We start from the raw sequence: 25129 nt of genomic DNA, 5'->3' as shown, positions 1-25129 counted from the left end.
GATAATGCCTATTGGTAGGAAAATCCGACGCTCAAGCTATCACGCGAAACTGGCGTGACGGCGATGGTCGGGCCATTATCCAGCCGGATCGGGCCAGCGCGTGCCCGTAGGAAAGCGCAGTTTCGCGGGGGCTTGCGATCAAATTGCCCGATCGATGGATTGGGCGGCCTGATCGGCGCAGTAAGCCATCGGCGCCGTCATAGACTGGACCGAACATCCCGCCGGTCGAAAGAGGGTCGCATGCGCAGCATCGGAAATATGGGTCGGAGAGCGTTTATGAGCGGTGCCGCGATGGCGGTCTTCCTGCTCGGAAACCGCGCTGTTTGGGCCAAGGGTCCCGCCCGACGCTGGCCCGCGGTCGCGCCGCCGCAATCGCCCCGCATTTCGGACGTGATCGAGCAATTGGGCCGCACGCGCGACGATGCTTATAGCTGGATGAAATTCATTCCGGAAAGCGGCGAGCGCGACCGGACCAACCTGCCCGCGCCGGTCGCGAAGATGCTCGCCGACGAAAACGCCTATGCCGATGCGGTGCTGAAGCCGACCGAGGCGACGCAAGCCGAGTTGGTCCGCGCGATGCTGGCGCGCGGTTCGGATGCCGCTGCGGCGCCCGCGCTCGAAAAGGACGGCTGGACCTATTCCTCCGCGATCCCGCCGGGTGCGACGCACGCGCGCTACAGCCGCCAGCGCGGCGACGATAAGGCCGAACTGCTCGTCGACGAAAGCGTGCGCGCCGAAGGCCAGCCCTATTTCCGCAGCACCGGCCACCAGCCGAGCCCCGACCATCGCTGGTTTGCGTGGGCCGAGGATGTCATCGGCAACGACCGCCACCGCATCTGCATCCGCGACAATCAAGACGGCGCGATCCGCACGATCGTCGACAAGGACGCCTATGGCTATGGCGGGCTCGTCTTCTCGCCCTCGTCGCGCTGGCTGTTCTGGATCTGGCGCGACGCGCGCAACCGGCCGACGCGGCTCTATCGCACGTCGGTCGACGGCAAGACCACCGATCTCGTCTATGAGGAGAAGGACCCGGCGATCTTCATGTCGGTCAAGCGCACAGCGGCCGATGGCTTCGTCGCGCTGACGCTCGCGGGTCCCGAGACCGCCGAAGTCCGCCTCGTGCCCGCGCGCGACGAAACCGCCGCGCCTGCCCCGGTCTGGCTGCGCAAGGCGGGCGTGCGTTACGAAATCGACGAATGGGACGGCGGTCTCGTCGCGCTGACCGACCGTGACGATGCCTTCGACATGCAGTTGCTGCGCCTCGACCCAAAGGATTTCCGCACGCTCGCCGCGCTCGTCCCGCACCGCCCGGGCACGCCGATCCTGTCGATCCTGCCGTTCCAGCGCGCACTCGTCCGGCTCGAACGCGCCGAGGGCCTGCACCGCCTCGTCATCCTCCGCCCCGACGGATCGGAGCAGGCGATCTCCTTCGACGATCCCGCCTATGCGATCGAACTCCCGCCCGAACAAAGCTATGACGCGGCTTCGGTGCTGATCGCGCACCAGTCGCCCAAATCGCCGCGCCGCTGGATCCGCGTCGACCTCGCGAGCGGCGGACAGACGGTCGTTCAGCAGCAGAAGGTCGAAAGCTTCGACCCCGACGATTATCAGGTCGAACGCCTGTTCGCCCCCGCCCCCGACGGCGAATTGGTTCCGATCACCTTGTTGTCGCGCCGCGGCGCGCCCAAGGACGGCAAGGCGCCGCTCCTCCAATATGGCTATGGTTCCTACGGCGTGCCGAGCGATCCCGAATTTTCGATTCCCGCGCTCGCGCTCGTCGATCGCGGCTGGCGCTACGCGATCGCGCATGTCCGCGGCGGGTCGGAGAAGGGCCGCCGCTGGTTCCTCGGCGGCCGCAAATTCACCAAGCGCAACAGCTTCACCGATTTCGTCGCCTGCGCCGAATATCTCGCCGCCGAAGGCTATACGGCGAAGGGCAAGGTCGTCGCCTATGGCCTTTCGGCCGGCGGACTGCTGGTCGGCGCGAGCATGAATATCGCGCCTACGCTATGGGGGGGCGTGATCGCAAAGGTGCCGTTCGTCGACATGCTCAACACGATGAGCGATGCGACGCATCCGCTCGTCCCGCTGTTCCGTCCCGACTGGGGCGACCCGCTCGCCGACCCCAGGGCCTATGACTATATCGCCTCGATCTCGCCCTATGAAAATGTCCGCGCGGCCCCCTATCCGCCGCTGCTCTGCACCGCCGGGCTCAAGGACGACCGCGTCGCCTATTGGGAGCCGGCGAAGCTGGTCGCCGAGGTGCGGCAGAAGTCGACGAGCGGCAATCCCGCGATGTTGATGACCGATATGGACAGCGGCCACCAGGGCAGTGCCGACCTCGCGAGCGAATATAAGGAAATGGCGCTCTTCTGGGCCTTCGCCATGCGCTGCGTCGCGTGAGCGGAAACGCTAAACACTGAGTTCCAACCTGGCCCGCATCCCCGAGCGAAGACGAGGGGCTATGCCGAGCGAAGTCGAGGCAGCGTCACTACGCGGCTCTCGCTCCGCTCGAGCGAGCCCCTCGTCTTCGGCCAAAGGCCGAAGTTTATCCTGAGCGCCCGCCAGGGCAGTCGAAGGGCTCGGGGATGCGGATGATTTAGATTTCGCAGTTCGATCTAAGTCTCTGTTTTGACGAATGGATCGCAGTTCCTCCATCCATGACGCCGCTTGCCACCGCCAAATCCCGCCGAAACGGAGCAAAGTCGCGCTTAAATCCGGCCGCGCGCGCTCGTTAAAGCTCGCATGACCACCAAAGCGACAGCATCGAACGAGCCGGTAGGGCGGCTCCTGGGTTGGCTGGGGCTTCGCCACGCACGCGGCAGCGCCCCCGATGGCGGCCTTGCGCCCCCCGACCCCGGCGGCCCGCGCCATCTGGCGCGCGAGGCGCGTTACGAGCTCGCCGCTTCGATCACCTCTTTCCTCGTCGACAACGACCTCGACGTGTCGCCGACGAACCTCCTGATCGCGCATGGCGCCTTTTCGGGGCGCAACCCGCGGCTCGCGCGACAGATCGTCGCGCAGGCGCAGACCGCCGAGGGGATCAGCCAGAAATGGCTCAACGAACTCGATGATCAGGAAGCGGGCCAGCCCGATCGCGTCGAAATCGACCGGCTGATGACGCGGCTCGAAACGAATATCGAGGCCTTTCAGGCGAATACGAAGGAAGCCCGGACCGTCACGAGCGACTATGGGATCGAGCTCGAACAGCATGTCACCGATCTCGAGCAGCTCGAGAAGACCGGCCGTATCGTTTCCAGCCTCGCGGATCTCGCCAAAGTGATGCTCGACCGCACGCGCAAGGCCGAAGACGATATGCGCAAGAGCGAGGACGAAGCGAAAGCGCTGCGGCGGAGCCTCGAACGCGCCAAACGCGACGCCGAGCTCGACTATCTGACCGGCTTGCCCAATCGCCGCGCCTTCGAGGTCCTGCTCGACCGGCACCACAAGGAAGCGCGCGCCGCTCTCGAACCGCTGAGCGTCGCCTTCTGCGACATCGACGAGTTCAAGAAAGTCAACGACATCCACGGCCACGAGGCGGGCGACCGCGTGATCAAGGCGATCGCCGATACGTTGGCGCGCATCTCGAACGATCATTGCCATGTCGCGCGGCACGGCGGCGAGGAATTCGTCATGCTATTCCGCGGCCTGACCCCGACCGAGGCCGCAGCCAAGCTCGACGACGCGCGCGAAGCGCTTGCCGACCGGCGGCTGATCAACCGCAAGACCGACGAACCTTTCGGCCAGATCACCTTCTCGGGCGGGGTTGCCGACGTCTTCGGCTATGGCGACACGCGCGCCGCGCTCAAGGCGGCGGACGAGGCGCTCTACAAGGCCAAGGCCGCCGGCCGGAACTGCATCCGCATCGCCGACCCGGCCTAGACTTCACTTTCCCGCAAGGGGGGCGGGGGCCCGCGGGCGGCCGGCCCCAGCGCCGGCCGCCCGCGGCACTATCATGCCGTCGCCGGGCGCGTCGTCCACCACCCGAAACTCGCGATGATCGCATAGCAGATCAGCGGGACCGCCAGCGCGATGCGGATATCGCCGCTGAGATCGGCCACCGTTCCGAACAGAAACGGGACGATCGCCCCGCCGATGATCGCGGTGCACATGATGCCCGACCCCTGCGGCGTCCGTTCGCCCAATCCCTCGGTCGCGAGGCTGAAGATCGTCGGGAACATCAGCGAATTGCAGAAGCCCACCAGAATCAGCGCCCAGCCGGAGAGCGCCCCCGTGGTCACCGCCGACAGGATGATCAGCGAAATCGCGCCGGCCGCAAAGGTCGCGAGCACCCGTCCCGGCTTGGCCAGCCGCAGGATGAAACCGCCGAGCAAACGGCCGACCAGCGCGCCCAGCCAGTACATCGCAACCAGCTTGCCCGCCGCCTGGAGCCCCAGCCCCATCACGCTCGGCTCGGCGAGATAGGCCATCAGGTTCGACCCGATCGCCACTTCGGCGCCGACATAGACGAAGATGCACAGCGCGCCGAACTGGACGCGTCGGTTGTGAGTCAAGAGGCCCCAGGTGCCCTCCAGCTTCACAGCGTCGGTCCTGGCGTGGTCGAGCGCCGACCGGTACATCCAGAACACTGCGGCGATGACCAGCATCAGCACGCCGAGCCACATATAGGCGGTGCCGATCGAAGCACCCTCGGCGACGCGATAGGCCTGAATTTGTGCCTCGGTAGAGGTCTCGGCGTCGATCGGCTGCTCATCGCCGAGCAGAAAGGCCGCGCCGCCATAGACCATCAGGAACACGCCGATCGAATTGAACGCCTGCGCAAAGGTCAGCCGGCTGTGCGAGGTTTCGACGGGCCCCAGCGTCGTGATCACCGGATTCATCGCGACCTGAAGCACCGTGATCCCCGCGCCGATGCAGAAGAGCGCGGCAAGAAATCCGGGATAGGATGCCGCGGCCGACGCCGGGATGAACAGGAAGGCGGCGGCCGCCACGATGATGAAGCCGAGCACGAAGGTGCGGATATAACCGAGCTTCGACATGATGATCCCGGCGGGGATCGAAAAGGCGCCATAGGCGATAAAAAACGCCATCTGCACGAGGTTCGCCTCGGCATGCGTCAAATGGAACATCGGCTTGAACTTGCCGACGAGCAGGTCGTTGATGTTCGTCACCCCGCCGAGCAGGAAAAACACCGCGAAGGCGAGGATCAGCACGACTTTGGTGCCGCCCCCTCCCTTGCCGGGCTGTTCGACCGCGTTCGGGTCCACACTCGTCGCAACGCTCGGCGCCAATGCCATGTCTCTCTCCAAACCTTGTTTTCTGGCTATCCCGCGCCCGGTCTTGTCATTTTGCGGCGGGCGGGCAAGGCAGATTCTCGCCGACGGCCTCGACATTCGTATTCAGCAGCGTCGCGGCAAAGCCCTTGTCGGCCTTGACCGTCACCGCATTGTCGACCTGCCGCAAATTCGCCTCCGCATCGGCGAAGCAGCGCAGCGGGACCTTGATCGTCGAAACCTGACCCCGCGCCGCCGCCTTGACCACCTCCGAAATGTCGAACGCCTTGCCGCCCAGCGCGAGGCTGACCGGCGCGCCGCCGGCGGCATCGACCCGCCAGTCGACGCGAAGCGCGAAGCTGTTATTGAGCTGGCGCGACAGGTCGGCATAGGGCCCGGTCAGCTCGAGCGTGGCCGGGCCGGTCCAAGTGAAGCTCTTGCCGTCTTCCTGCGCGCGCACGTCGACCGAGCGCGCCGCGATCATGCCGCCGGGGCTCGCGATCGGCGCCGATTCGACCGGGCGCTTGCCCCCCGCATCGGTGATCGACAGCACCCACGGCGCCCGCGCGCGGCCGCCCGAGAAGAAATTCTCGACGTTCAGCGCCGCCGAAATATCGACGCCCAGCTCTTCCGAGAGCTGCGGCACCGTCGTCGTATCGCCATATTTCAGCCCGTAGCCTGCGGCAAATTGTGGCTTTTCGACCGGCGAGCGCGCATCGGAGGGCCAGGCGAAGGGCAGCGTGCCGGTGAAGCCGCGCGCGGTCTTGCCGTCCTTGCCCGCGACGAGCACGTCGGCGACGCCCGCGCCCTGCGAGCCCGGCAGCCAGGCCGCGACGAAGGCGTCGGCGACGTTGATTTCGGGGTTGGTGAACATCGGCCGCCCCGAGAGGAAGAGCGCGACCACCGGAATGCCCGCCGCCTTCAGCTTCTTGAGCGTCGCCAGATCGGTGGCTTCGGTCGGCTGATAATCGAGCGTCGCGACGTCGCCCTGGAACTCGGCATAGGGCGCTTCGCCGAACACGACGATCGCGACGTCGGGCTTTTCGGCAAAGCTCCCGCTTTCCGACAGCACGGCCTTGCCACCCGCATCGCCGACCGCCTTGTCCAGCGCTTCCCAGATCGTCTGCCCGTTCGGGAAGTCCGACCGCACGACGTCGGTGCCCTGCCAGCTGATCGTCCAGCCGCCCGATTGCATCGCCATATTGTCGGCGCCCGGACCCGTGACGAGCACGCGCGCGCCGGGCTTGACCGGCAGGACATTGCCATTGTTTTTCAGCAAAACGAGCGACTTGGCGACGGCCTCGCGCGCCACGGCGACATGATCGGGCGTCCCGACCGCCTTCACGGCGCTGCGGTCGACATGGCCTTCGGGAAACAGCCCCAGCTTGTATTTGACGCGCAGGATGCGGCGCACCGCATCGTCGAGGCGCGCAGCGGCGATCGTGCCGTCCTTCGCCTGTTTCAGCGTCGTTTCGTAAAGACCCTTCCAGCTGTCGGGCGCCATGAACATGTCGAGCCCGGCGTTGATCGACTGCGCGCAATCGGTGACGCTGCACCCCGCGACCTGCCCATGGCCGTTCCAGTCGCCGACGACGAAGCCTTCGAAGCCCATCTTCTCCTTAAGCGCGTCGGTCAGCAGCCCCTTGTTGCCATGATGCTTGACCCCCTGCCAGCTCGAGAAGCTCGCCATCACGGTCAGCGCGCCCGCGTCGATCGCGGCGGGATAACCCATCGCATGTTTCGCGATCAGTTCCTTCTCGTCGACCTTGGCATCGCCCTGGTCCTTGCCCTCGAACGTCCCGCCGTCGGCGAGGAAATGCTTGGCGGTCGCGGCGACATGGCTTGCATCGACGGTCTTGCCTGGGGCGAGCTTGCCCTGCAGCCCCAGCACCATCGCTTTCGCATATGCGGCGACGAGCTGGGGATCGGCGGCATAGCCTTCATAGCTGCGGCCCCAGCGCAGATCCTGCGGCACGGCGAGCGTCGGCGCGAAGGTCCATTCGATGCCGCTGCCCGCGATCTCGGCCGCGGTGACCGCGCCGATGCGATGGATCAGTTCGGGATCGCGCGCCGCGCCGAGCCCGATATTGTGCGGAAAGAGCGTCGCGCCCGGGATATTATTATGCCCATGGACGGCATCGACCCCGAAAATGATCGGGATCGCGACTCCATTCGCCTGCGGCTTCATCGAGACGGCACGAAATTCGCCGACAAGCTTCGCCCAGTCGGCGGCGCTCGAACGTTCATTGCCATTGGGGCCGCTGTTGCCGCCCGCGAGGATCGACCCGAGCGGATAGGCCTCCAGATCCTTAGGCGTGATCGTGCTGATGTCGCCCTGGATCAGCTGGCCGACCTTCTGCTCGATCGTCATTTTCTTCATCAGCGCGTCGATGCGCGCCTCGGTCGCGGCGTCGGTGATGGCGGCCGGGCTCTTCGCCGCGGGCCAGAGTTCGGGATGGACGGTCGCCGCGCCGCCGGAGTCCTGCGTCGCTGCCATTGCGGTTCCCGCCAGAAGCAGCGCGGTCGCGATCACCATTGCCTGTCGGCGCATCGTCTCTCCCATCCCCATAATGTGAACGTTATCAATATTCGATGTCGCATAGGGGCCGAATGAAATCAAGCACTCTGTTGGGCTTGTTCGGGAGGGTGCGTCAGCGTGGACGCGGCATCGTCGCGAGCAGCAGCACCGCGATCGCGGTGAGCCCGGCAAGCAACAGGAAAAGCGCGTCGAATCCGAAGCCGGGGACGAGCGAAATGGTCAGCCACGGCATGATCAGCGACGGCATCGTATTGGTCAGGTTGAAGATGCCGAGATCGCGTCCGCGCCGGTCCGAACGCGGCAATATGCGCAAGGTCTGGCTGGCATGGAGCGACAGGAACACCGTCGTTGCAACGCCGAACACCAGATAGCTCGCCTTTGCCGTGTCGAGCTCGATCGCGAAGGCCATGCCGATCATCCCGGCTGCCGACACGGCCGCGCTGGCAACGAGCGGCAGGAAGGGCCGGTCGTTGCGGTCGGCCCACCGGCCGCTCGCCAGCGCGATCGGTATCGCAAGCGTCAGCGCGACCCCGAATATACGCGCCTTTTCATTGTCGTGCATATCGGGATCGATCGAACGGAACCAGAAATAGAGATAGGCGAAGAGCGCCGCCTCGGCGATCTGGACCAAGAGGCGCGCGAGCCACATCCGCACCGCCGGCCCGCTCGGGCGCTGCCGGGGCGCATCGGCGGCGCGCGCCGGGGGCGCGGTCAGTTCGGGAAAGGCGCGCGGCCGGCCGAACAGCAACACCGGGAGCACCGCGCTCGCGACGAGCAGCGCGATGACGGCCAAGCGGCTGTCGCCCGAAACGAGGCCCGGCCAGGTCACGAGCGCGCCCGACCAGGCGCCGAGCGCGGGCGAGAAAGCGAGCAGCCCGCCGAGCAGCCCCTTTTGCGCATCGGGGACGCAATCCCCCGCCCAGGCCGAAAGCGGCCCGAGCATCATGTTGAGTGCGAGTTGCCAGCCGAGGATGATAGCAACGAGCGTCCAGACATCGTGCGCGCGCGGGACGAGGAGCAGCAGCGAAATGCTGAGCACCAGCCCGGCCAGCACCCAGCCGCGCCGATTGCGCGTCCGGTCGCTGAGCCAGCCGAAAAGGATGCCCCCGGCGCTCGCCGCGATCGCCCCGAAGAAGGTGGTATAGCCGAGGGTCTGAACATCGGCCGCTCCGGCCAGCTCGGTCATGCGCGCCGGCAGCCAGATCGTCAGGAACGGAACATAGGCGATCGCCCCACCCGCCCAGGCAAGTGCATAGAGGAGCAGGAAGGGAAGCGACTGGCGCCGCGCTGCGACGCTGTCAGCCATGGACGATTGCCGGCGCGGCGGTCGATCCTCGCGGGACCAGCCCGCCCTGCACCCGCGTCGGTTCGGTCGGGCGCGGGGCACCGCGCTGCGCCGCGATGATCAGCTCGACCGCGCGCGACGCGGTCTCGGCGACCGGCTGATCGACCGCGGTCAGCGCCGGCTGGGTGAAGCGCACCACGGGCGTATTGTCGAAGCTGACGATCGAAAGCTCGCCGGGCACGTCGAGCCCTCTTTCGCGCGCGACCTCCAGCGTCGCCAACGCCATCTGGTCGCTGCTCGCGATGATCGCGGTCGGTGGGTTCGCACCGTCGAGCAGTTGCCGCGCCGCACTCGCCCCCGACGCATAGGTGAAATCGCCCTCGACGAGCAGCCCATCGGTCGCGAGCCCCGCCGTCGCCATCTCGCCCGCCCAGCCGTCGATGCGCCAGCGGCTGAGGCTATATTCGGGCGATCCCGCGATGAAGCCGATCCGCGTGTGACCGAGGTCGATCAGGTGGCGCGTCGCGCGCCGCGCCGATCCCTCATCGTCCATCGTCAGCGCGATTCCCGCCGCGCCGCCGCGCGATCCGATGCGCGCGAAGGGGATCTTCTGCTGGTCGAGCAGCCCGACGATCAGCGGGTTGTCCGAATGCGGCGGGGTCAGGATCACGCCGTCGGGCTGGAGCGCAGCGATCGCCGCGCGCAGTTCGCGCTCGACATGGTCGTTGTGCGTGTCAACCAGCTCGAAAATCATGCGATAGCCATATTCGGCGCATTTCAGCATCCCGCCGAGCAGCATCTGGTCGACCCAGTCGACCCCCTGCCGCCCCTGCCAGTCGGCGATCGTGCGCTCGCGGTCGTTGATCGCGAGGATCAGATAGGAGCGCGACCCGCTCATCCGCTGCGCCGCGATCGACGGGACATAGCCCAATTTGTCTATCGACGCCTGGACGCGTTCCTTCATCTCGGGGCGGACATTGGGCTCGTCGTTGATGACGCGGCTCACCGTCTGCAGCGACACGCCCGCGTCGGCTGCAACATGCTTGATCGTGACCGACTGCCGCCGACGCCCCATTATTCGCCTTGATCCCCCCTGCTGCCGCAATCGCTAACGGCATCACCGCCACATTGCCAGACGCGAACCCAATCTATTTCCATGTTTTTCGGATATCCGCTTTCGTCAACACCCTTCAGCCCGCGTCCTTCGGCGAGCCCGCCGCCGACCGCGAGGTTCAGGATCAGGTGGAAGGGGCGGTCGAACGGCGCCGCGGGATCGTTCGATCCGCTCGTCGACCATTCGCTCGCGACGCGCGTCGCATAGGGCTTGCCGTCGACCGTCCAGACGATCTTGCCCTTTTGCCAGACGATGCCGAAGATATGGAACCCGTCGAGCGGCGCGGGAAGCGCGGTTTCGTCGCCCTTATATTTATTATCGGGCCATTGGCCCCCGAAATGCAGCGTGCCGAGGATGCGGTTCTCTACCCCGCCCGCGCAGGTATCGCACTGCACGCCCAGGTTCACCGCCTCCAATATGTCGATCTCGCCCGATGCCGCCCAGCTGCCGTAACGATTGGCCTCGGGCAGCATCCAGATCGCCGGCCACGTCCCCTGCCCCTGCGGCAGCTTTGCGCGTACCTCGATCTTCCCGTAGGTCCACGCCGCCTTGCCGCGCGTGACGAGCCGCGCCGAGGTAAAGGGCTTCGTCGCCTCTGCCTTCGCCTTTTCGGGGTCGCCGCGCTGCGACAGCGGGAACGCCGGCCCGGTCATCGCCTCCTTGCGCGCGGTGACGACAAGCTTGCCGTCCGCGACCACCGCGTTCGCGGTTCGGTCGGTATAGCATTGGCGCTCGCTATTGCCGCCGCCCCAGCAATCGACGTCGAAATCCCATTTGCCGCGATCGATCGCGCGTCCGTCGAACTCGTCGGACCAGACGAGCCGCCATCCGGCGTCCGCAGGCTGCTGCGCCGCGGCGACGGCCGGCGCAGCGGCCAGCATCAGGATCGCTGCTGCGCGCATCAAGCCGCCTTCGGCTCCTCGGCGCCGCAATAGCGCGCGACATAGGAGTGGTGCTCGGGCAGCGTCGCGACCGTCTGCTCGATATTGTCACGCAGCGTCTGGAACAGGCGCTCGACCTCGTCGTCGCGCAGCTTGGCGGCGATCGGGTGATAGGTCTGCGGCTCGATCCCCTGCCCCATCATCACCTGCACCCAGCTATTCTCGGCGAACAATTCCTCATTCTTGCGGAAGACGCGCCCCGTTTCGCGGAACAGCTCGATCTTCTGCTGCAGCGAATCGGGGATCGGCATCGCCGCGACATGGCGCCAGAAGGGGCTGTCGCGCCGGTTCGTCGCCTTATAGTGCAAGACAACGAAGTCGCGGATCTGCTCGATGTCGAGCCGCTGCTGGTCGTTGAACTCCATCGCGTCGCGCTCGCTGACGCGGCCGTTCGGCATCAGCCGGATGAAGCGCAGCACCGCGCGCTGGATCAGATGCACCGTCGTCGCCTCGAGCGGCTCGACGAAGCCTCCTGCAAGCCCCACCGCGACGCAGTTGCGGAACCATTGCTTGCGCCGCACCCCGCCCCGGAACTTGATGTCGAAGGGTTCGATCAGCGGCTCGCCGACGCTGCTCATCAGCCGCTCATACGCCGCATCGCGCGACAGATAGCCGCTTGCATAGACGATCCCCGCGCCCATGCGGTGCTGCAGCGGGATGCGCCATTGCCAGCCCGCGTCGTGCGCGATCGCCTGTGTATAGGGCATCGGCGGCCCCAGATGTTTCGCCTGCACCGCGATAGCGCTGTCGTTGGGCAACCAATGCCCCCAGTCCTCGAACCCCGCGTGCAATGCGCCTTCGATCAAGAGGCCGCGAAAGCCCGTGCAGTCGACGAACATATCGCCCTCGATCCGCCGCTCGCCGTCGAGGTGCAGCGCCGCGATGTCGCCGCTTGTCCCATCGAGTTCGACACGCGCGATCTTGCCTTCGACGCGCTTGCAGCCGTCGGCCTCGGCCAGTTTGCGTAGATAGCGGCCATAAAGCGTCGCATCGACATGATAGGCATAGTTCATGCGCTCTTCGGGAAGGTGCGCGAACTTGCCCTGCATCCCCGCGACGAGCTCGAGGCAATAATCGGCATAAGGCTGCTCGTGCCCGCGCTCGCGCGCGTTGAGCCAGAAATGCTGGAAGCCCGCCGACCAGTGATCCTTCCCGCTGAGGCCAAAGCTGTGGAAATAGCTGTCGCCGTCGTGCTTCCAGTTATCGAACAATATGCCGAGTTTGAAGGTCGCCTGCGCCGCGCGCATGAACTCGGTTTCGGCTATGCCGAGGATGCGGTTGAAATTGACAAGCGGCGGGATCGTCGATTCCCCGACACCGATCGTGCCGATCGCCTCGGACTCGACCAGCGTCAGATCGACGGTATGTCCCATCGTGCGCGCAATCGCCGCCGCCATCATCCAGCCCGCGGTGCCGCCGCCCGCGATCACGACGCGCTGAACCGGTTTCCTGTCGCTCATTTACTCAAGGCCCTCAGCAAGAAGGCGCGCAGCCGCCCCGCCGTCTCGGACGTGAGCGGGGCGAGGATGCTGCGCGCGGTTTCGGGAATATGGTCGGTGACGCTGGCGTCGTTTTCGAAGACATAATGGTCGAACTGTTCACGCCAGATCGCCTTGTCTTCGGCCGGCAGGTCGCGGATCGCGAGGATCGCGTGGTTGAGCGCCGCCTGCGGCTGGCCGAGCCATGCCGGGGTGCGGCGCCACCAATAATTGACGAGGATGTTGAAGTCGGCGAGCCCCTCGACATGGTGCCACCACATCGACGGGATGAAGATCGCATCGCCGGGTTCGAGCTCCACCGTCAGCGCCTCGGCCATCGCCTCGACGAAGCGCGGATGCTTCGCGAGGTCCGGCGCGTCGAAATCGACCATGCTGACGACGCGCCCCGCGGGCGTATTGTCGATCGGCCCGAGATAGAGGTTGCGGAACGCGCCCGGTGGGAACAGCGTGAAGCGGCGACGTCCGGCGGCGCAGCACGCCAGATTGTCGGGAAAGTCGTTGTGCGCCGCGATCTTGGTCCGCGTGCCGATCCAGATGCTCTTCAAAGGATCGCGTGTCCCAAGCTCGACCCCGTTCGCTTCGTCGAGCCCGTCGAAATGCGACGGAATATCGATCGATGCCAGATAGACGGTGCGCGCCTCGCCGCGTTCCTCGGCCGTATCGATACCGGCAAAAATATCCGCGAGCTTGCCCGTCCCGACGCGGAAATTCATTTGCATTTCGTTGTCGTAGAACAGCCGCCCGTCGTGCCCCGGCGGGCCGATCGACACTTTGAAGGGCCGATCGCGCGCATGGTCCAGTAGATAGCGCCGCGCATCGCGCGCCGACTTCCTGCCCGCTTCGACGAGCGGCCAGTCGGCGACGAGCCCGCGCAGGACAAAGGGCTCGCGCGCGCCTTCCAGCAACGCGCCCGGCCCCGCCCCCTTGTCCCATGGCCGCTCGGGCACCCGCGCGAGGCGGCCGGTAAAGGCGCCGGGTTGTTCAGCCACCGCCGAGCCTGCGGTTCTTGCGCGCGACGAGCGCCGACAGTTGCGACAGCGACGCGAGCGCCATGAACATCGGCATCAGATGCCCCGCCGCGTGCAGCGCGCCGAGCGCCTCGGCGTCGAGCCCGCGCAGCTTCGCCTCGTCGATGATATGGAAACCGACGAGCGAATGAACCGAACCATCGTCGAGCGTGACCTCGAGGCTGAAGGGTTCGAGCAGGTCATAGGCGAGCAGCGCATCGTAAAAGGCCTTGCTCTCGCGATAGCCTTCGTCGAGATCGCCGAGCCGCTCGGCGATCTCGTCCAGATAGGGGGTCGCTTTCCCTTCGCCGTCGAACAGCCGCACGCCGTCGCTCGCGCCGGCGATCCGCGGATGGTCGAGGTCGATATGGACCTGCCCCGCCCCCTCGCCGCCCGCCGGCCGCCCGATCAGGAACGGCCCGATCGCAAGCGACAGCGGGCGATAGCGCGCATCCCAGCGTGCCCCTTCGAGGAACAGATTCTCGCCATTCTGGAATCCGAACATCGCGAGCGCGGTGAAATCGTCGCGTCCGGTTTCGCGGCGGAACAGGATCGGGAAATGCGCCTGCACGCGCCGGAACTCGGTCGGCACGGTCAGCGTCGCCATGACATCGTCGCCCAGTTCCGCCCCGGCGTCGGTGCGCACGCGCAATTCGCGGTGGGTCATATTGTCGAGAACGGCGTGGCGGGTCATCCAATTCCTTCCTGTCGCGCCGCGGCGGCATGGGCGCCGGGTCGCAGGGCGTCGAGATAATCGCGATTGGCGGGCAGCGCCGCGGCGAGCGACCGCGCGCGCTGGCGGTTGTCGGCAAGCAGCCCGGCCGCACGCCCGCCCGTCGCCGGCAGATCGGCGGGGACCGGAAAGCCCATGCCATAGAGAATATATTGATGGCTCTCGGCGGAGAAAATCTCGTCGACGCGCGGGAAGTCCCAGACCGACGGCGGCTGGTCGCGCCAGAGCGCCAGCATCTCGGCCAGCCGCGGCGGGATATGCGCCGCGTCGCGCTGCGCCAGCCAATAGGGCTCTTCGCGCCGGCTGAGCGCGTAATGCAGCTTCAGAAACTCGACGATGCGGTCCCAGCGATAGCGGAACAGCTCGTTGAACCGCGCGGCGTGGATCGGCAGCGCCGCGCGGCTCGCGGGAAAATTGTCGATCAGCGCGTTCAGCGACAGTTCGATCATCACGATCGCCGAGGCTTCGAGCGGCTCGATGAAACCCGCCGACAGGCCGACCGCGATGCAATTGCCTTCCCAGAAGCGCGCGCGATGCCCGGTCGGGAAGCTCAGCCGCCGCGCCGGAACCTCGGGCGCATCGGGCAGCGCGCGCGCGATATAGGCACGCAGCACCGCCTCCGCCGCATCGTCGTCCATGAAGCGGCTCGCATAGACGCAGCCGATGCCGCGGCGCCCCGGCAAGCCGATGTCCCAGATCCAGCCCGCTTCGTGCGCGGTCGATACCGTCTGCGATGCGACCGGGCTGCCCGGCGTCACCGGCACCTGCGCCGCGAGCGCGCGGTCGTTGAACAGCGTATCGCCGCGGTCGATCCAATCGACCCCCAAATGCCCGCCGATCAACAGCGACGCATGGCCGGTGCAGTCGATGAACAGATCGCCCGCGATTTCACCATTCTGGTGCGTGGAGACCGAGGCGATTCCGCCCGCTCCGTCTGCATCGATGCCCGTGACATGATCGGCCACATGCCGCACGCCCAGTCGCTGCACCGCGTGGCGCGCAAGCAGCGCCGCGAATTTCCCGGCGTCGAGATGATAGGCATAATTCGCCGCACCCTGATAATCGGGCATCGCCCGCTGCCGCGGCGCGAGGTTCAGGTCGCAGACATGCGCCTGCGGCGTCATCGCCGCGGCGAAAGACAGGTCGGCGGCGCCCGAGCGCCACGCCGCAAGCAGTTCGGTCGTCGGCGCCGCGGGCGGCGCGGTGAAGGGGTGGAGATAGCGGTCGTCCGCCGCGCCGGTGACCCAGCCGTCGAACCGCGACCCCTGCTTGAAAGACCCGTCGCACGCGGCGAGAAATTCGCCCTCGCCGATACCGATCGCCCCGAGCGTTGCGCGCATTGTCGGCCAGGTGCCCTCGCCGACACCGATCGTCGGAATATCGGGCGCCTCGATCAGCGTCACCGAAAGCCGGCCCGCCATCGCCCGCGGCGAACTGGCGAGGCGTGCTGCCGCCAGCCAGCCGGCGGTGCCACCGCCCACGATGACAATCCTCTCGATCGCGCTCGCGCTATTCATTGTCTTCGATCCTAGGCCGCGAAACCGCCCTCGTCACGCAAAAGAGCCGCGCCCGAAAAAGGCGCAACTCTCTTGCCTGCGACCCGGCGGAAATGGCCCGCCGCCCTAAAAGCTGAACCTGACCCCTGCCGCGTAGCGGGCGAAGCCCGGCTCGACGAAGTTGACATTATTCTTGTGGCGGAGGTGCCCGCGGCGCCCTTCGCCGGTCAGGTTGATCGCCTCGACAAAGCCTGTGAGCCCCGGGATGAACTCGTAACTCGCGCTGGCATCGATCTGCCAATATTCCTCGGTATAGAAGGGGTTGGGGCCCGTTCCTGCCAGGAATTCGTCGCGCCAGTTCCATGCGACACGCGCCTGGATGCCATTCTTGTCATAGAAAGCCACGGCGTTGGCGCTGTCGCTGAGGCCGGTCAGCGCGAACTGCGGGACCGACGACGGCAGCCTGTTGTCGTAAGTCGCATCGCCGTTGACGATCGTATAGTTCAGGATCACGCCGAAACCCGTGTCCCAGAAACTGTGCTGGAGCGCGAATTCCCAGCCGTTGAGCGACGCGGTCTGGTCGCTGTTCACCGGCGTCGTAATCTCGAAATTGACCAGCGGATCGCCGGGCGCCGCGTTGATGATGTTGCCCGTGACCGTGTCGGGGAAGGTGTCGATGATATATTCGCGGATGTCGGCCACGGTCGCGTCTGCGCCGAGCGCGGCGATCGCGGCATTCCAGCGCGGCCCGCCGACCGGCGTCGTCAGGCCGAAGGCGCTCGCGTCGATCCGCGTCGAGGAAATGAAGTTTTTCACATCCTTGTGGAAATAGCCCACCGACAGATAGGAATCGCGGCCGTAATACCATTCCGCCGACAGGTCGATATTCTTCGATTTATACGGGATGAGCCCCGGATTGCCCTGCGCGCCAAAGCCGCCGCCGACGCGGAACAGCGTGTCGATCGTCCGCCCGCCCTGCATGCTGGCATAGTCGGGGCGCGTGATCGTGTGGCTGTACGATGCGCGCAGCTTGACGTCCTGCATCGGCGAGATGTCGAAATCGATCGCGGGCAGCCAATTGTCATAGGAGCCTTTGAACCGCGTGAAGTCGCTCTCGCCCGAAAAGACGACGTTGAGTTCATTGTCGCCGATCCAGCGGGTGGTGACGGGCACCGGCACCAGCGCCGCCGACGAAATGTCGGTCGTCTCGTAGCGGATACCGGCGACCAGATGCGCCGGATTCTCGAACAGGTCGAATACGGTCGCCACCTGCAAATAGGGCGCCAGCGTCTTTTCGGTGATGCGTCGATCGGTGTTGAAGTTCGCCAGGCAGGTTCCCGGTTGGGCGGAGCCCGTCGCGGGATTGCTGCAAACCTGATAATTCTGCTCGTTGAGATCAGCCAGCCGTTCGAAATCGAAGCTATAGAAGCTCTCGATCATTCCCGATTGGGCAAGGCCCGGAAACTTGTCGGGCAAGGTGACCAGTTTGAAAATGTCGTCGGGAATATCCGACGCGGGCCCCGCCCCGCCCCAGGTGTCGTCGTTCTGGACCGTACCGAACGCCGAGCGCACCTTGCTGTCGACATAGGACACGCCGAAATCGATGCTGTCGAGGAAGCCGTCGTCGTGATCATATTGGCCGCGCAACTGCACCTGGTTGATCCGGTTGCGGAAAAAGGCGTTGCGGAAGGCGTTGCCCGTCGGCGTGATCAGCGACGCATCGAGCGGATCGATGCCGGGGTACATGCCATAGGATATGACCGGCAGGTCATTCTCGAAATTGATCGTCTGGTTCTGGACGCCGAACACGGCATTGCCCAGCGACATGCTCGACCCGAAGCGGTTGACCGGATTGACCTCGGCGGTCGAATGATGCGCGTCGAGCTCGAAGGTCACGCCGTTCGTGCCCTTCCATTCGAGGTTGAACCCGAGCGAATTATTCTCCGCCCGGTTCTCGATCAGCGCGCCGCTGTACGACAGATCCTTGCCGCCATAGAGCGCATCGGGTCCGGGCGTCCCGTCCGGCGCGGCAAATTCCTCGCTATAGAAGATCGGCCCGGCGACCGGCCCGTCGGTCCACGCGCTCGACGTGTTTTCATGGTTGAACCACACGCCGACATTGCTGTTCCGCGTTTCGACGGTGTTGCGCGAATAGATATAATCGACCGTCGCGGTCAGCTCGTCGGTCGGCCGGAACTGCAGCACCGCCTGCCCGTTGATGCGCTCGCGGTTGATGTCGTTGAGGTCGTAGGACGCGTTCTGCGGCACTTGATAAACATCGTCCGGCCCCGGCCGGTTCGTGATGTTCGCATAGCGCGGATCGGGCACTTCCACCCCGTCGACGATACGGGTCGGGTTGGCCAGCGAACCCCAGTTGTTCTCGTTACCGAGATAGCCGTCGCGCCAACCGACGTTCGCCCGGTTGGTGCTCGACTTGCGCTTTTGATACGACCCCGCGACCATGATGCCGACGCGATCGTCGGCGAAGGTCGTGCTGAAGATGCCCGATACTTCGGGCGTGACCGTATCGCCCCCGTTGCGCGACGTATCATAGACGGCCTTGGCCGACAGGCTGCCGCGCATCCCCGGATTGTCGAGCGGGCGCGGCGTGCGGATATTGATCGACGAGCCGATGCCACCCGACTCGATCGTCGCGCGGCCGCTCTTATAGACCTCGACCGACGCGATGCCTTCGGACGCGAGGTTGGCGAAGTCGAACGAACGCGACGACGGCGCGCTGCCGCCGTCGCCGATCAGCGCGGTCGGCATCTGGCGGCCGTTGAGCGTCACCAGATTGAATTCGGGACCGAAGCCGCGAACCGTGACCAGCGAGCCTTCGCCGTTCGAGCGGTCGATCGACACGCCGGTGATGCGTTGGAGCGATTCGGCGAGGTTGGTGTCGGGGAATTTGCCGATGTCTTCCGCCGAAATCGCATCGACGACGCCCTGCGCCTCGCGCTTGATGTCGGCCGAGGCCGCGAGCGAGGCGCGGATGCCGGTGACGATGATCTCGTCGCCGTTCACTTCGCTGTCGGCCGGCGCTTCCTGCGCGACCGCGACCTGCGCGACGCCCATCATCGACAGCGCCGAAGTCCCCGCCAGAAATTTGGCAAGCCACTGTTTTTGAGATGCCCGCATCCCCGTTCCTCCCACATAGCCGCTCTCTTTTGGTGGCGGCATTCCCGTTATGTGAACGTTATCTAAATGGGAACGTTCTCATTGTCAACGAGTCGAGCGCGGCATTTGGGTCACAATGCTGCGGTTTTTTGTGCGGCAAACGTATGCAGCAAACGCCGGGCGCGGAAAAGCGTCAGCGGCTCCAGCGCGCAAAAATCGCGGTCGGCAGCAACAACCCCCGCGCTGCCTCGCGCACCGCGAGTTCGCCGCACTCGATCTTGCCGGGCAGGTCGGCGAAAAGCTGCGCGAGCAGTTCGCCGATCGCGAGCGCCGACATGCGCACGGCATAGACGGTCAGGAACAGCGCCCGGCTGTCCGCGTCGAGCAAGCGGCGGCAATCGGCGAGCAGCGGCGCGAGCCCCTCCTCGATCTGCCAGCGTTCACCACCGGGACCGCGTCCGAACTTCGGCGGATCGAGCAGGATCGCGTCGTAACGCCGCTCGCGCCGCACTTCGCGCGCGGTGAATTTCCCCGCATCGTCGACGATCCAGCGCACCGGCTTGTCGCCCATGCCGGCGAGCGCGGCATTTTCGCGCGCCTGTCCGACCGATTTCTTCGACGCATCGACGTGCGTCACCGACGCGCCCGCGGCGGCGAGCGCCTGGCTGCCGACGCCGGTATAACCGAAGAGGTTGAGGAAAGCGGGCTCGGCCTTGTCCGCCACTTGCTCGCGCAGCCAGTCCCACACCGGCGCCATGTCGGGAAAGAAGCCGAGATGGCGAAAGGGCGTGCACGACGCGGTGAAACGCGTCTCGCGCCACGCGAGCGGCCAGCCTTCGGCCGGAACCGGCTTGTCGTAATACCAGCGCCCCCCGCCATCGTCGTCCGACGCCGGGATGAATTCGCCGTCGGCCTTGTCCCATTCGCTTTGCGGCAGCGCGGGCGCCCACATCGCTTGCGGCTCGGGGCGGATGAAGCGATAGCGGCCATAGCGTTCGAGCTTGCGCCCGTTCCCGCTGTCGACCAGCCCATAATCGGCCCACGCCTCGCCGACGAGCGTGACGAGGGGCAGCAGATCAGCCACGCGCGGCTTCCGCGAGGATGAACGCCTTCACCGCGTCATAGTCGCCGGGAAGCTTCGTATAACGTTCCTCGCGCTCGAACAGATTGCCGAGCCGCGCGGGCAGCGGCGGGCGCACGCCGGTGGCGCGCTCGACCGCCTCGCGGAATTTCGCGGGATGCGCCGTCGCGAGCGTGACCACCGGAATGTCGGCATCGATGTCGAGCGTGCGCGCCGCGGCAAGGCCGACCGCGCTGTGCGGGTCGATCACCTGCCCGCCGCGCTCCTGCGCCCAGCGCAGCGCGAGCGCCATCGTGTCGCCGTCGATGCTCGCGCTCGCGAACAGGTCGCGCGCGCCCGCCAGCATGTCGGCGGGGATCGTCATCGCGCGGTCCGTGTCGAATTCGCCCATCATCGCGGTGATCGCGGCGCCGTCGCGCCCCGCGAGGTCGAAGAGCAGCCGCTCGAAATTGCTGCTGACCTGAATGTCCATGCTCGGCGTCGCGGTCGGCGTGACCGTCCCGGCGCTGTAATCGCCGCTGGTCAGCGCGCGGTGGAGAATGTCGTTGACGTTGGTCGCGACGACGAGCCGCGCGATCGGCAGCCCCATCTGCGCCGCGACATAGCCCGCGAACACGTCGCCGAAATTGCCCGTCGGCACAGAGAATGCAACTGCGCGGTCGGGCCCGCCGAGGCGAACCGCGGCATAGAAATAATAGACGATCTGCGCCATCAGCCGCGCCCAGTTGATGCTGTTCACGGCCGACAGCGTCACATGGCTCCGCGCCTCTTCGTCGCCGAACAGCCGCTTCACCATGGCCTGCGCGTCGTCGAAGCTGCCGTCGATCGCGATATTGTGGACGTTCGGCGCTAGCACCGTCGTCATCTGGCGGCGCTGGACGTCGCTGACGCGGCCTTCGGGGTGGAGCATGAAGATGCGGATATGCTCGCGCCCGGCGACCGCCTCGATCGCCGCCGACCCCGTATCGCCCGAGGTCGCGCCGACGATCGTGATATCGGTCTCGCCGCCCGCGAGGAATTTTTCGAACAGCTGGCCGAGCAGTTGCAGCGCGACGTCCTTGAACGCGAGCGTCGGGCCGTGAAAGAGTTCGAGCAGCCAGTGACGATGGTCGAGCTGGACGAGCGGCGTCACCGCGTCGTGGCTGAAGCGGCCATAGGCGGCCTTGCACAGCCCGCGCAGCTCGTCCTCGCTCAGCGCGCCTTCGACGAACGGCGCCATCACCCGTACCGCGGTTTCGACATAGTCGAGCCCGGCGAGCGCGCGGATTTCGTCGGTCGACATCCGCGGCCAGTTCGCCGGAACATAAAGCCCGCCGTCGCCGGCAAGCCCCGCGAGCGTCGCGGCACGAAAGTCGAGGGTCGGCGCAGAGCCGCGGGTGCTGATATATTCCATGACGCAGATGCGCCTAGCGGGGGGCGATCAAGGTCGCAAGCGGCGACGGACAGCCAATATATAGATGACGAGCGCCGCGGCGGCGAACAGGAACCATTGCACCGCATAGGCGAGATGGTTGTTCGGCGTATCGTCGGCCGACGGCACTCCGCTCGCGCGCAGGCCAGCCACCGGCGCATCGGCGACGAGCATCGCGCGCGCGGGCGCCGCCTTGCCCGTCGCCCGCTCCATCACCGTCGGCTGCTCGGGGCCCGGGACGATCGTTCCCTGCACCGTGCCGCCCGCCCATTTCGGCGGTTTGAAATCGTCGCCGATGCCGACGTCGACGAGCACGCCGGGCCCTTCGGCGCCGGCGCGGCAGTCGGCGATCATGCGGATGCCGGACCTCCCCTCGCGGTCGGTGCCGCTGCGCGGGTCCCAGCGCACCGGTTCGAGGCACACGACGCTGCTCTTGCGATAGAGCATCGCATCGGGAACCGGCGGCAGTTCGGGGTAGGTCACCAGCGACGACATCGCCATGTTGCGCTGGTAGAGCGCGATCAGCGCCTCCTTCTCGCTCTTGCGCTGCAGCTGCCAGACGCCGAGCGCGATCATCACCGCGACCGCGGCGAGGACGAGCAGCGTCGGGATCAGCGGCCAGCGCCGCGCGGGCACCGGATCGTTCGCGGGTCCGGCGGGATCAGTCATTTTCGTCCTCCACCTTACGCCCCTCGCCGGCCTGGCGCTGATGCTCGCTCGCCAGCAAAGCGGCTTTGCCGACGCGCAGGCCGTAAACGACCGCGGCGGCGGTCAGCGGCACCCACAAGAGCACATGTACCCAGAAGGGCGGCCGGACCAGCGCATCGAGCGTCAACGCGATCGCGATCAGCAACGCACCGATGATCAGCGTCAGGAACGCCGCGGGCCCGTCGCCGACATTATAGCGGCCGAAATCGAGCGCACAGACGCGGCAGTGCGGCGCGAATTTCACCGGCCCCTCGAACAATGTCTGCGCGCCGCACTGCGGGCAGAGGCCAAAAAGGGCAGCGCGCCAGACCGGCGGCTGCCCCTTTTGCATTTGGTTGTCGTCGGGCAATTTAGTGCGCTGCGACCGGCGCGCCCCAGCCACCCCAGACATAGACGATGATGAAGAGGAACAGCCACACGACGTCGACGAAGTGCCAGTACCACGCCGCGGCTTCGAAGCCGAAATGCTGCTGCGGGGTGAAATGGCCCTTATAGGTGCGCACGAGGCAGACGATCAGGAAGATCGTGCCGACGAGGACGTGGAAGCCGTGGAAGCCGGTCGCCATATAGAAGGCCGAGCTATAGTTGCTCTGCCCGAAACCGAAGGGCGCATGGGCATATTCATAGGCCTGGATCGCCGAGAAGACGGCGCCGAGAATGATCGTCAGCCACAGGCCTTTCTTCAGACCTTCGCGGTCGCCGTGGATCAGCGAATGGTGCGCCCAGGTGATCGTGGTGCCCGAGCAGAGCAGGATCAGCGTGTTGAGCAAGGGCAGCGAGAAGGCGTCGATGACTTCGATGCCCTTCGGCGGCCACATGGTGATCGCGTCGGCGCCGTCCTGGCCGAACAACGAGGTGACCGCGCCTTCGGCATATTCGATCGGAACCGGGAAGAGCGAAAAGTCGAACCAGGCCCAGAACCAGCCGACGAAGAACATCACTTCGGACGCGATGAACAGGATCATGCCGTAACGCAGGTGCAACTGGACGACCGGGGTATGGTCGCCGGCATGCGCTTCGTTGATGACGTCCGACCACCAGCTGAAGAAGGTCGCGATCACGCCCATGAAGCCAAGGCCGAGAACCCATTTCCCGACGCCGCCGAAATGGTCGGCGTGCATCGCCATCACCAGACCGAAGAACATCGTCAGCGCCGCGACCGAGCCGATGAGCGGCCAGACGCTGGGATTTACGAGGTGATAGTCATGATGTTTGGCACCGGCCATGTCACAATTCCCGTTTTTGCTGCCCCAGCATGACGATTCCCCATCATCTGCCGGCCCTTGTTAGACTCTTGTTCGCGGCCTTAGCTCGCCTTTTTACCCTCGTCTACAGGGTGAAAGGTATAGCTTAAGGTGATTTCCTGCACGTCGCGCGCGTCAGGGTCGTCCTTGATCTTCGGATCGACGAAGAACAGCACCGGCATGCGCATCTGTTGCCCCGGCTCCAGCCGTTGCTGGGTGAAGCAGAAGCACTGGATCTTGGTGAAATATTGGCCTGCCTGCGTCGGCGTGACGTTGAAGCTCGCGGTCCCGACCACCGGCTGGGCCGAATTATTCTCGGCGATGAAGATCGCCATGTCGCGCGCGCCGATGCTGACCGTATCGGTCGGATGCTCGGGATAGAATTTCCACGGCAGGTTCGGCGAGACGTTGGCGTCGAAGCGCACGGAAATGGTGTCCGACAGGATCTTCGGTTCCTCGGCCGCGGCGACGGGGTCGTAACGCTGCGTCGTGCCGCCGAAACCGGTCACGCGGCAAAAGAGATCGTAGAGCGGCACCGCCGCGAAGCCGAGGCCCACCATCGCCAGCGCGAGCAGCGCGGCGAGGCTGGCGGTCTTCGCGTTGGGGGACATGCGGGCGATCATGCGAAAATCTGCATCTTGGCGATGGTGATGAAGAAAAAGAGGATCGCGAGCGCGCCGAGCATCCACGCCATCATGTTGGCGCGGCTGCGCTGGCGGCGCCGATATTCGGCTTCATCGAAGGGCTCGAGATTGGGTTCGTCGGTCATAGCGGCCACCAATGGTCGGCGACGACCGCGCCGAACAGGATGAAAAGATAGGCGATCGAATAAGCGAACAGCCGCTTTTCGGGTTGCATCGTATCGCCCTCGCCCGTGCGGCGCGTGCCGACCTGGATCGACAGCAGCACGAAGATGGCCGACAGGATCACCGCGGTCCAGCCGTAAAGCGCGCCGGTGTAACCGAGCGGCCACGGCGCGATCGCGCCGATCGCCATGATGATCGCATAGAAGAGAATCTGGCGCCGTGTCGATTTCTCGCCCGCGACGACGGGCATCATCGGAATGCCCGCGGCGGCATAGTCCGAGCGGACGAACAGCGCGAGCGCCCAGAAATGCGGCGGGGTCCACAGGAAGATGAGCAGGAACAGCAGCACCGGCAGCGGCGCGATCGACCCCGTCGCGGCGACCCAGCCGATCAGCGGCGGAAAGGCGCCCGCCGCCCCGCCGATGACGATATTCTGCGGCGTCCGCGGCTTCAGCCACATCGTATAGACGAAGACGTAGAAGAGGATCGAGGCGAGCAGCAGCAAGGTCGCCTGCCAGTTCGACGCGAACAGCATCAGGAACAGCGAAAAGGCCGCAAGCCCGACGCCGAACTGCAACGCGGTCTGGCGGTCGAGCCGTCCCGCGGGAAGCGGCCGCCCGGCGGTGCGCTTCATCTTCGCGTCGAGCCCCGCCTCATACCATTGGTTGAGCGCGCCCGACGCCCCTGCCCCCAGCGCGATCGCGAGGATCGACGAAAAAGCGAGCACCGGATGGACCTCGCCCGGCGCCGCGAGCAACCCGCACAGCGCGGTGAACACCACCAGCGACATGACGCGCGGCTTGGTCAGCGCGAACAGGTCGCGCCAGTCGGCGGGAAGCGCCGTTTCGCCGTGGGTCAGGCTCTGCGCCATGGTCACTCCGGCCATCAGGGAAACGCCCCCTGCCGATTGT

20 protein-coding genes are annotated in these 25129 nt (G+C 65.9%); 2 read left to right on the top strand and 18 right to left on the bottom strand.

Annotated features, from left to right (window positions below; genetic code table 11):
* Window positions 1-276 precede the first annotated feature (276 nt).
* Window positions 277-2406, top strand: coding sequence for a S9 family peptidase (locus FG95_RS18710; protein WP_200880226.1), 2130 nt, complete (start codon window positions 277-279; stop codon window positions 2404-2406).
* 342 nt (window positions 2407-2748) lie between these two features.
* Window positions 2749-3885 (top strand): sensor domain-containing diguanylate cyclase, encoded by a 1137-nt coding sequence (locus FG95_RS18705; RefSeq protein WP_081933262.1) that lies wholly within the window; start codon window positions 2749-2751, stop codon window positions 3883-3885.
* A 71-nt stretch (window positions 3886-3956) separates the two neighbouring features.
* On the opposite strand, the gene FG95_RS18700 is transcribed toward FG95_RS18705, so the two are convergent.
* From FG95_RS18700 to FG95_RS18620, 18 genes are all read right to left on the bottom strand, one after another.
* The gene (locus tag FG95_RS18700; RefSeq protein WP_037557821.1) at window positions 3957-5261 is read right to left on the bottom strand and encodes a sugar MFS transporter; all 1305 of its coding nucleotides are present in this window, start codon (window positions 5259-5261) and stop codon (window positions 3957-3959) included.
* A gap of 46 nt (window positions 5262-5307) precedes the next feature.
* Window positions 5308-7788 carry a glycoside hydrolase family 3 protein gene (locus FG95_RS18695; RefSeq protein ID WP_037557966.1) on the bottom strand — a complete coding sequence of 827 codons (2481 nt, stop codon included), beginning with the start codon at window positions 7786-7788 and terminating at the stop codon, window positions 5308-5310.
* Between the two features lie 100 nt (window positions 7789-7888).
* Window positions 7889-9082, bottom strand: coding sequence for an MFS transporter (locus FG95_RS18690; RefSeq protein ID WP_037557820.1), 1194 nt, complete (start codon window positions 9080-9082; stop codon window positions 7889-7891).
* A complete protein-coding gene (locus tag FG95_RS18685) occupies window positions 9075-10136 on the bottom strand; it encodes a LacI family DNA-binding transcriptional regulator (protein WP_152567711.1) in 1062 nt (353 codons plus the stop codon). The genes FG95_RS18690 and FG95_RS18685 overlap by 8 nt, the downstream gene beginning before the upstream one ends.
* On the bottom strand, window positions 10136-11077 hold the full coding sequence (locus FG95_RS18680) for a glycoside hydrolase family 16 protein (RefSeq protein WP_052182515.1): 942 nt from the start codon (window positions 11075-11077) through the stop codon (window positions 10136-10138). Before FG95_RS18680 ends, FG95_RS18685 begins: the two co-directional genes overlap by 1 nt.
* Window positions 11077-12576, bottom strand: a complete 1500-nt coding sequence (locus FG95_RS18675) for a tryptophan halogenase family protein (RefSeq protein WP_037557817.1) — start codon at window positions 12574-12576, stop codon at window positions 11077-11079. Before FG95_RS18675 ends, FG95_RS18680 begins: the two co-directional genes overlap by 1 nt.
* Window positions 12573-13604, bottom strand: a complete 1032-nt coding sequence (locus FG95_RS18670; RefSeq protein WP_037557815.1) for a cupin-like domain-containing protein — start codon at window positions 13602-13604, stop codon at window positions 12573-12575. The genes FG95_RS18675 and FG95_RS18670 overlap by 4 nt, the downstream gene beginning before the upstream one ends.
* Window positions 13597-14316: a SapC family protein gene (locus FG95_RS18665; protein ID WP_037557814.1), complete on the bottom strand. Its 720-nt coding sequence runs from the start codon at window positions 14314-14316 to the stop codon at window positions 13597-13599. The genes FG95_RS18670 and FG95_RS18665 overlap by 8 nt, the downstream gene beginning before the upstream one ends.
* Window positions 14313-15872 carry a tryptophan halogenase family protein gene (locus tag FG95_RS18660; protein WP_037557812.1) on the bottom strand — a complete coding sequence of 520 codons (1560 nt, stop codon included), beginning with the start codon at window positions 15870-15872 and terminating at the stop codon, window positions 14313-14315. Before FG95_RS18660 ends, FG95_RS18665 begins: the two co-directional genes overlap by 4 nt.
* A gap of 105 nt (window positions 15873-15977) precedes the next feature.
* Entirely contained in the window at window positions 15978-18989 is a 3012-nt protein-coding gene (locus FG95_RS18655; RefSeq protein WP_037557810.1) for a TonB-dependent receptor, read from the bottom strand.
* A 172-nt stretch (window positions 18990-19161) separates the two neighbouring features.
* Window positions 19162-20040, bottom strand: coding sequence for a class I SAM-dependent methyltransferase (locus FG95_RS18650; RefSeq protein ID WP_037557962.1), 879 nt, complete (start codon window positions 20038-20040; stop codon window positions 19162-19164).
* 4 nt (window positions 20041-20044) lie between these two features.
* A complete protein-coding gene (thrC, locus tag FG95_RS18645; protein WP_037557809.1) occupies window positions 20045-21442 on the bottom strand; it encodes a threonine synthase in 1398 nt (465 codons plus the stop codon).
* 27 nt (window positions 21443-21469) lie between these two features.
* A complete protein-coding gene (locus FG95_RS18640; RefSeq protein ID WP_052182514.1) occupies window positions 21470-22129 on the bottom strand; it encodes an SURF1 family protein in 660 nt (219 codons plus the stop codon).
* The gene (locus tag FG95_RS18635) at window positions 22122-22499 is read right to left on the bottom strand and encodes a DUF983 domain-containing protein (protein ID WP_037557959.1); all 378 of its coding nucleotides are present in this window, start codon (window positions 22497-22499) and stop codon (window positions 22122-22124) included. Before FG95_RS18635 ends, FG95_RS18640 begins: the two co-directional genes overlap by 8 nt.
* 19 nt (window positions 22500-22518) lie before the next feature.
* The gene (locus tag FG95_RS18630; protein ID WP_037557806.1) at window positions 22519-23394 is read right to left on the bottom strand and encodes a cytochrome c oxidase subunit 3; all 876 of its coding nucleotides are present in this window, start codon (window positions 23392-23394) and stop codon (window positions 22519-22521) included.
* 80 nt (window positions 23395-23474) lie between these two features.
* Window positions 23475-24023 carry a cytochrome c oxidase assembly protein gene (locus FG95_RS18625; RefSeq protein ID WP_037557957.1) on the bottom strand — a complete coding sequence of 183 codons (549 nt, stop codon included), beginning with the start codon at window positions 24021-24023 and terminating at the stop codon, window positions 23475-23477.
* A gap of 8 nt (window positions 24024-24031) precedes the next feature.
* Window positions 24032-24181 carry a hypothetical protein gene (locus FG95_RS20970; RefSeq protein ID WP_168707817.1) on the bottom strand — a complete coding sequence of 50 codons (150 nt, stop codon included), beginning with the start codon at window positions 24179-24181 and terminating at the stop codon, window positions 24032-24034.
* Window positions 24178-25104, bottom strand: coding sequence for a heme o synthase (locus FG95_RS18620; protein ID WP_200880225.1), 927 nt, complete (start codon window positions 25102-25104; stop codon window positions 24178-24180). The genes FG95_RS20970 and FG95_RS18620 overlap by 4 nt, the downstream gene beginning before the upstream one ends.
* Window positions 25105-25129 lie beyond the last annotated feature (25 nt).

Origin of the sequence: Sphingopyxis sp. LC363, assembly GCF_000756385.1 — a bacterium.
Lineage (GTDB): Bacteria > Pseudomonadota > Alphaproteobacteria > Sphingomonadales > Sphingomonadaceae > Sphingopyxis.
The sequence above is the reverse complement of the archived record's forward strand: the minus strand, read 5'-3'. Positions and strand labels throughout refer to the sequence as shown.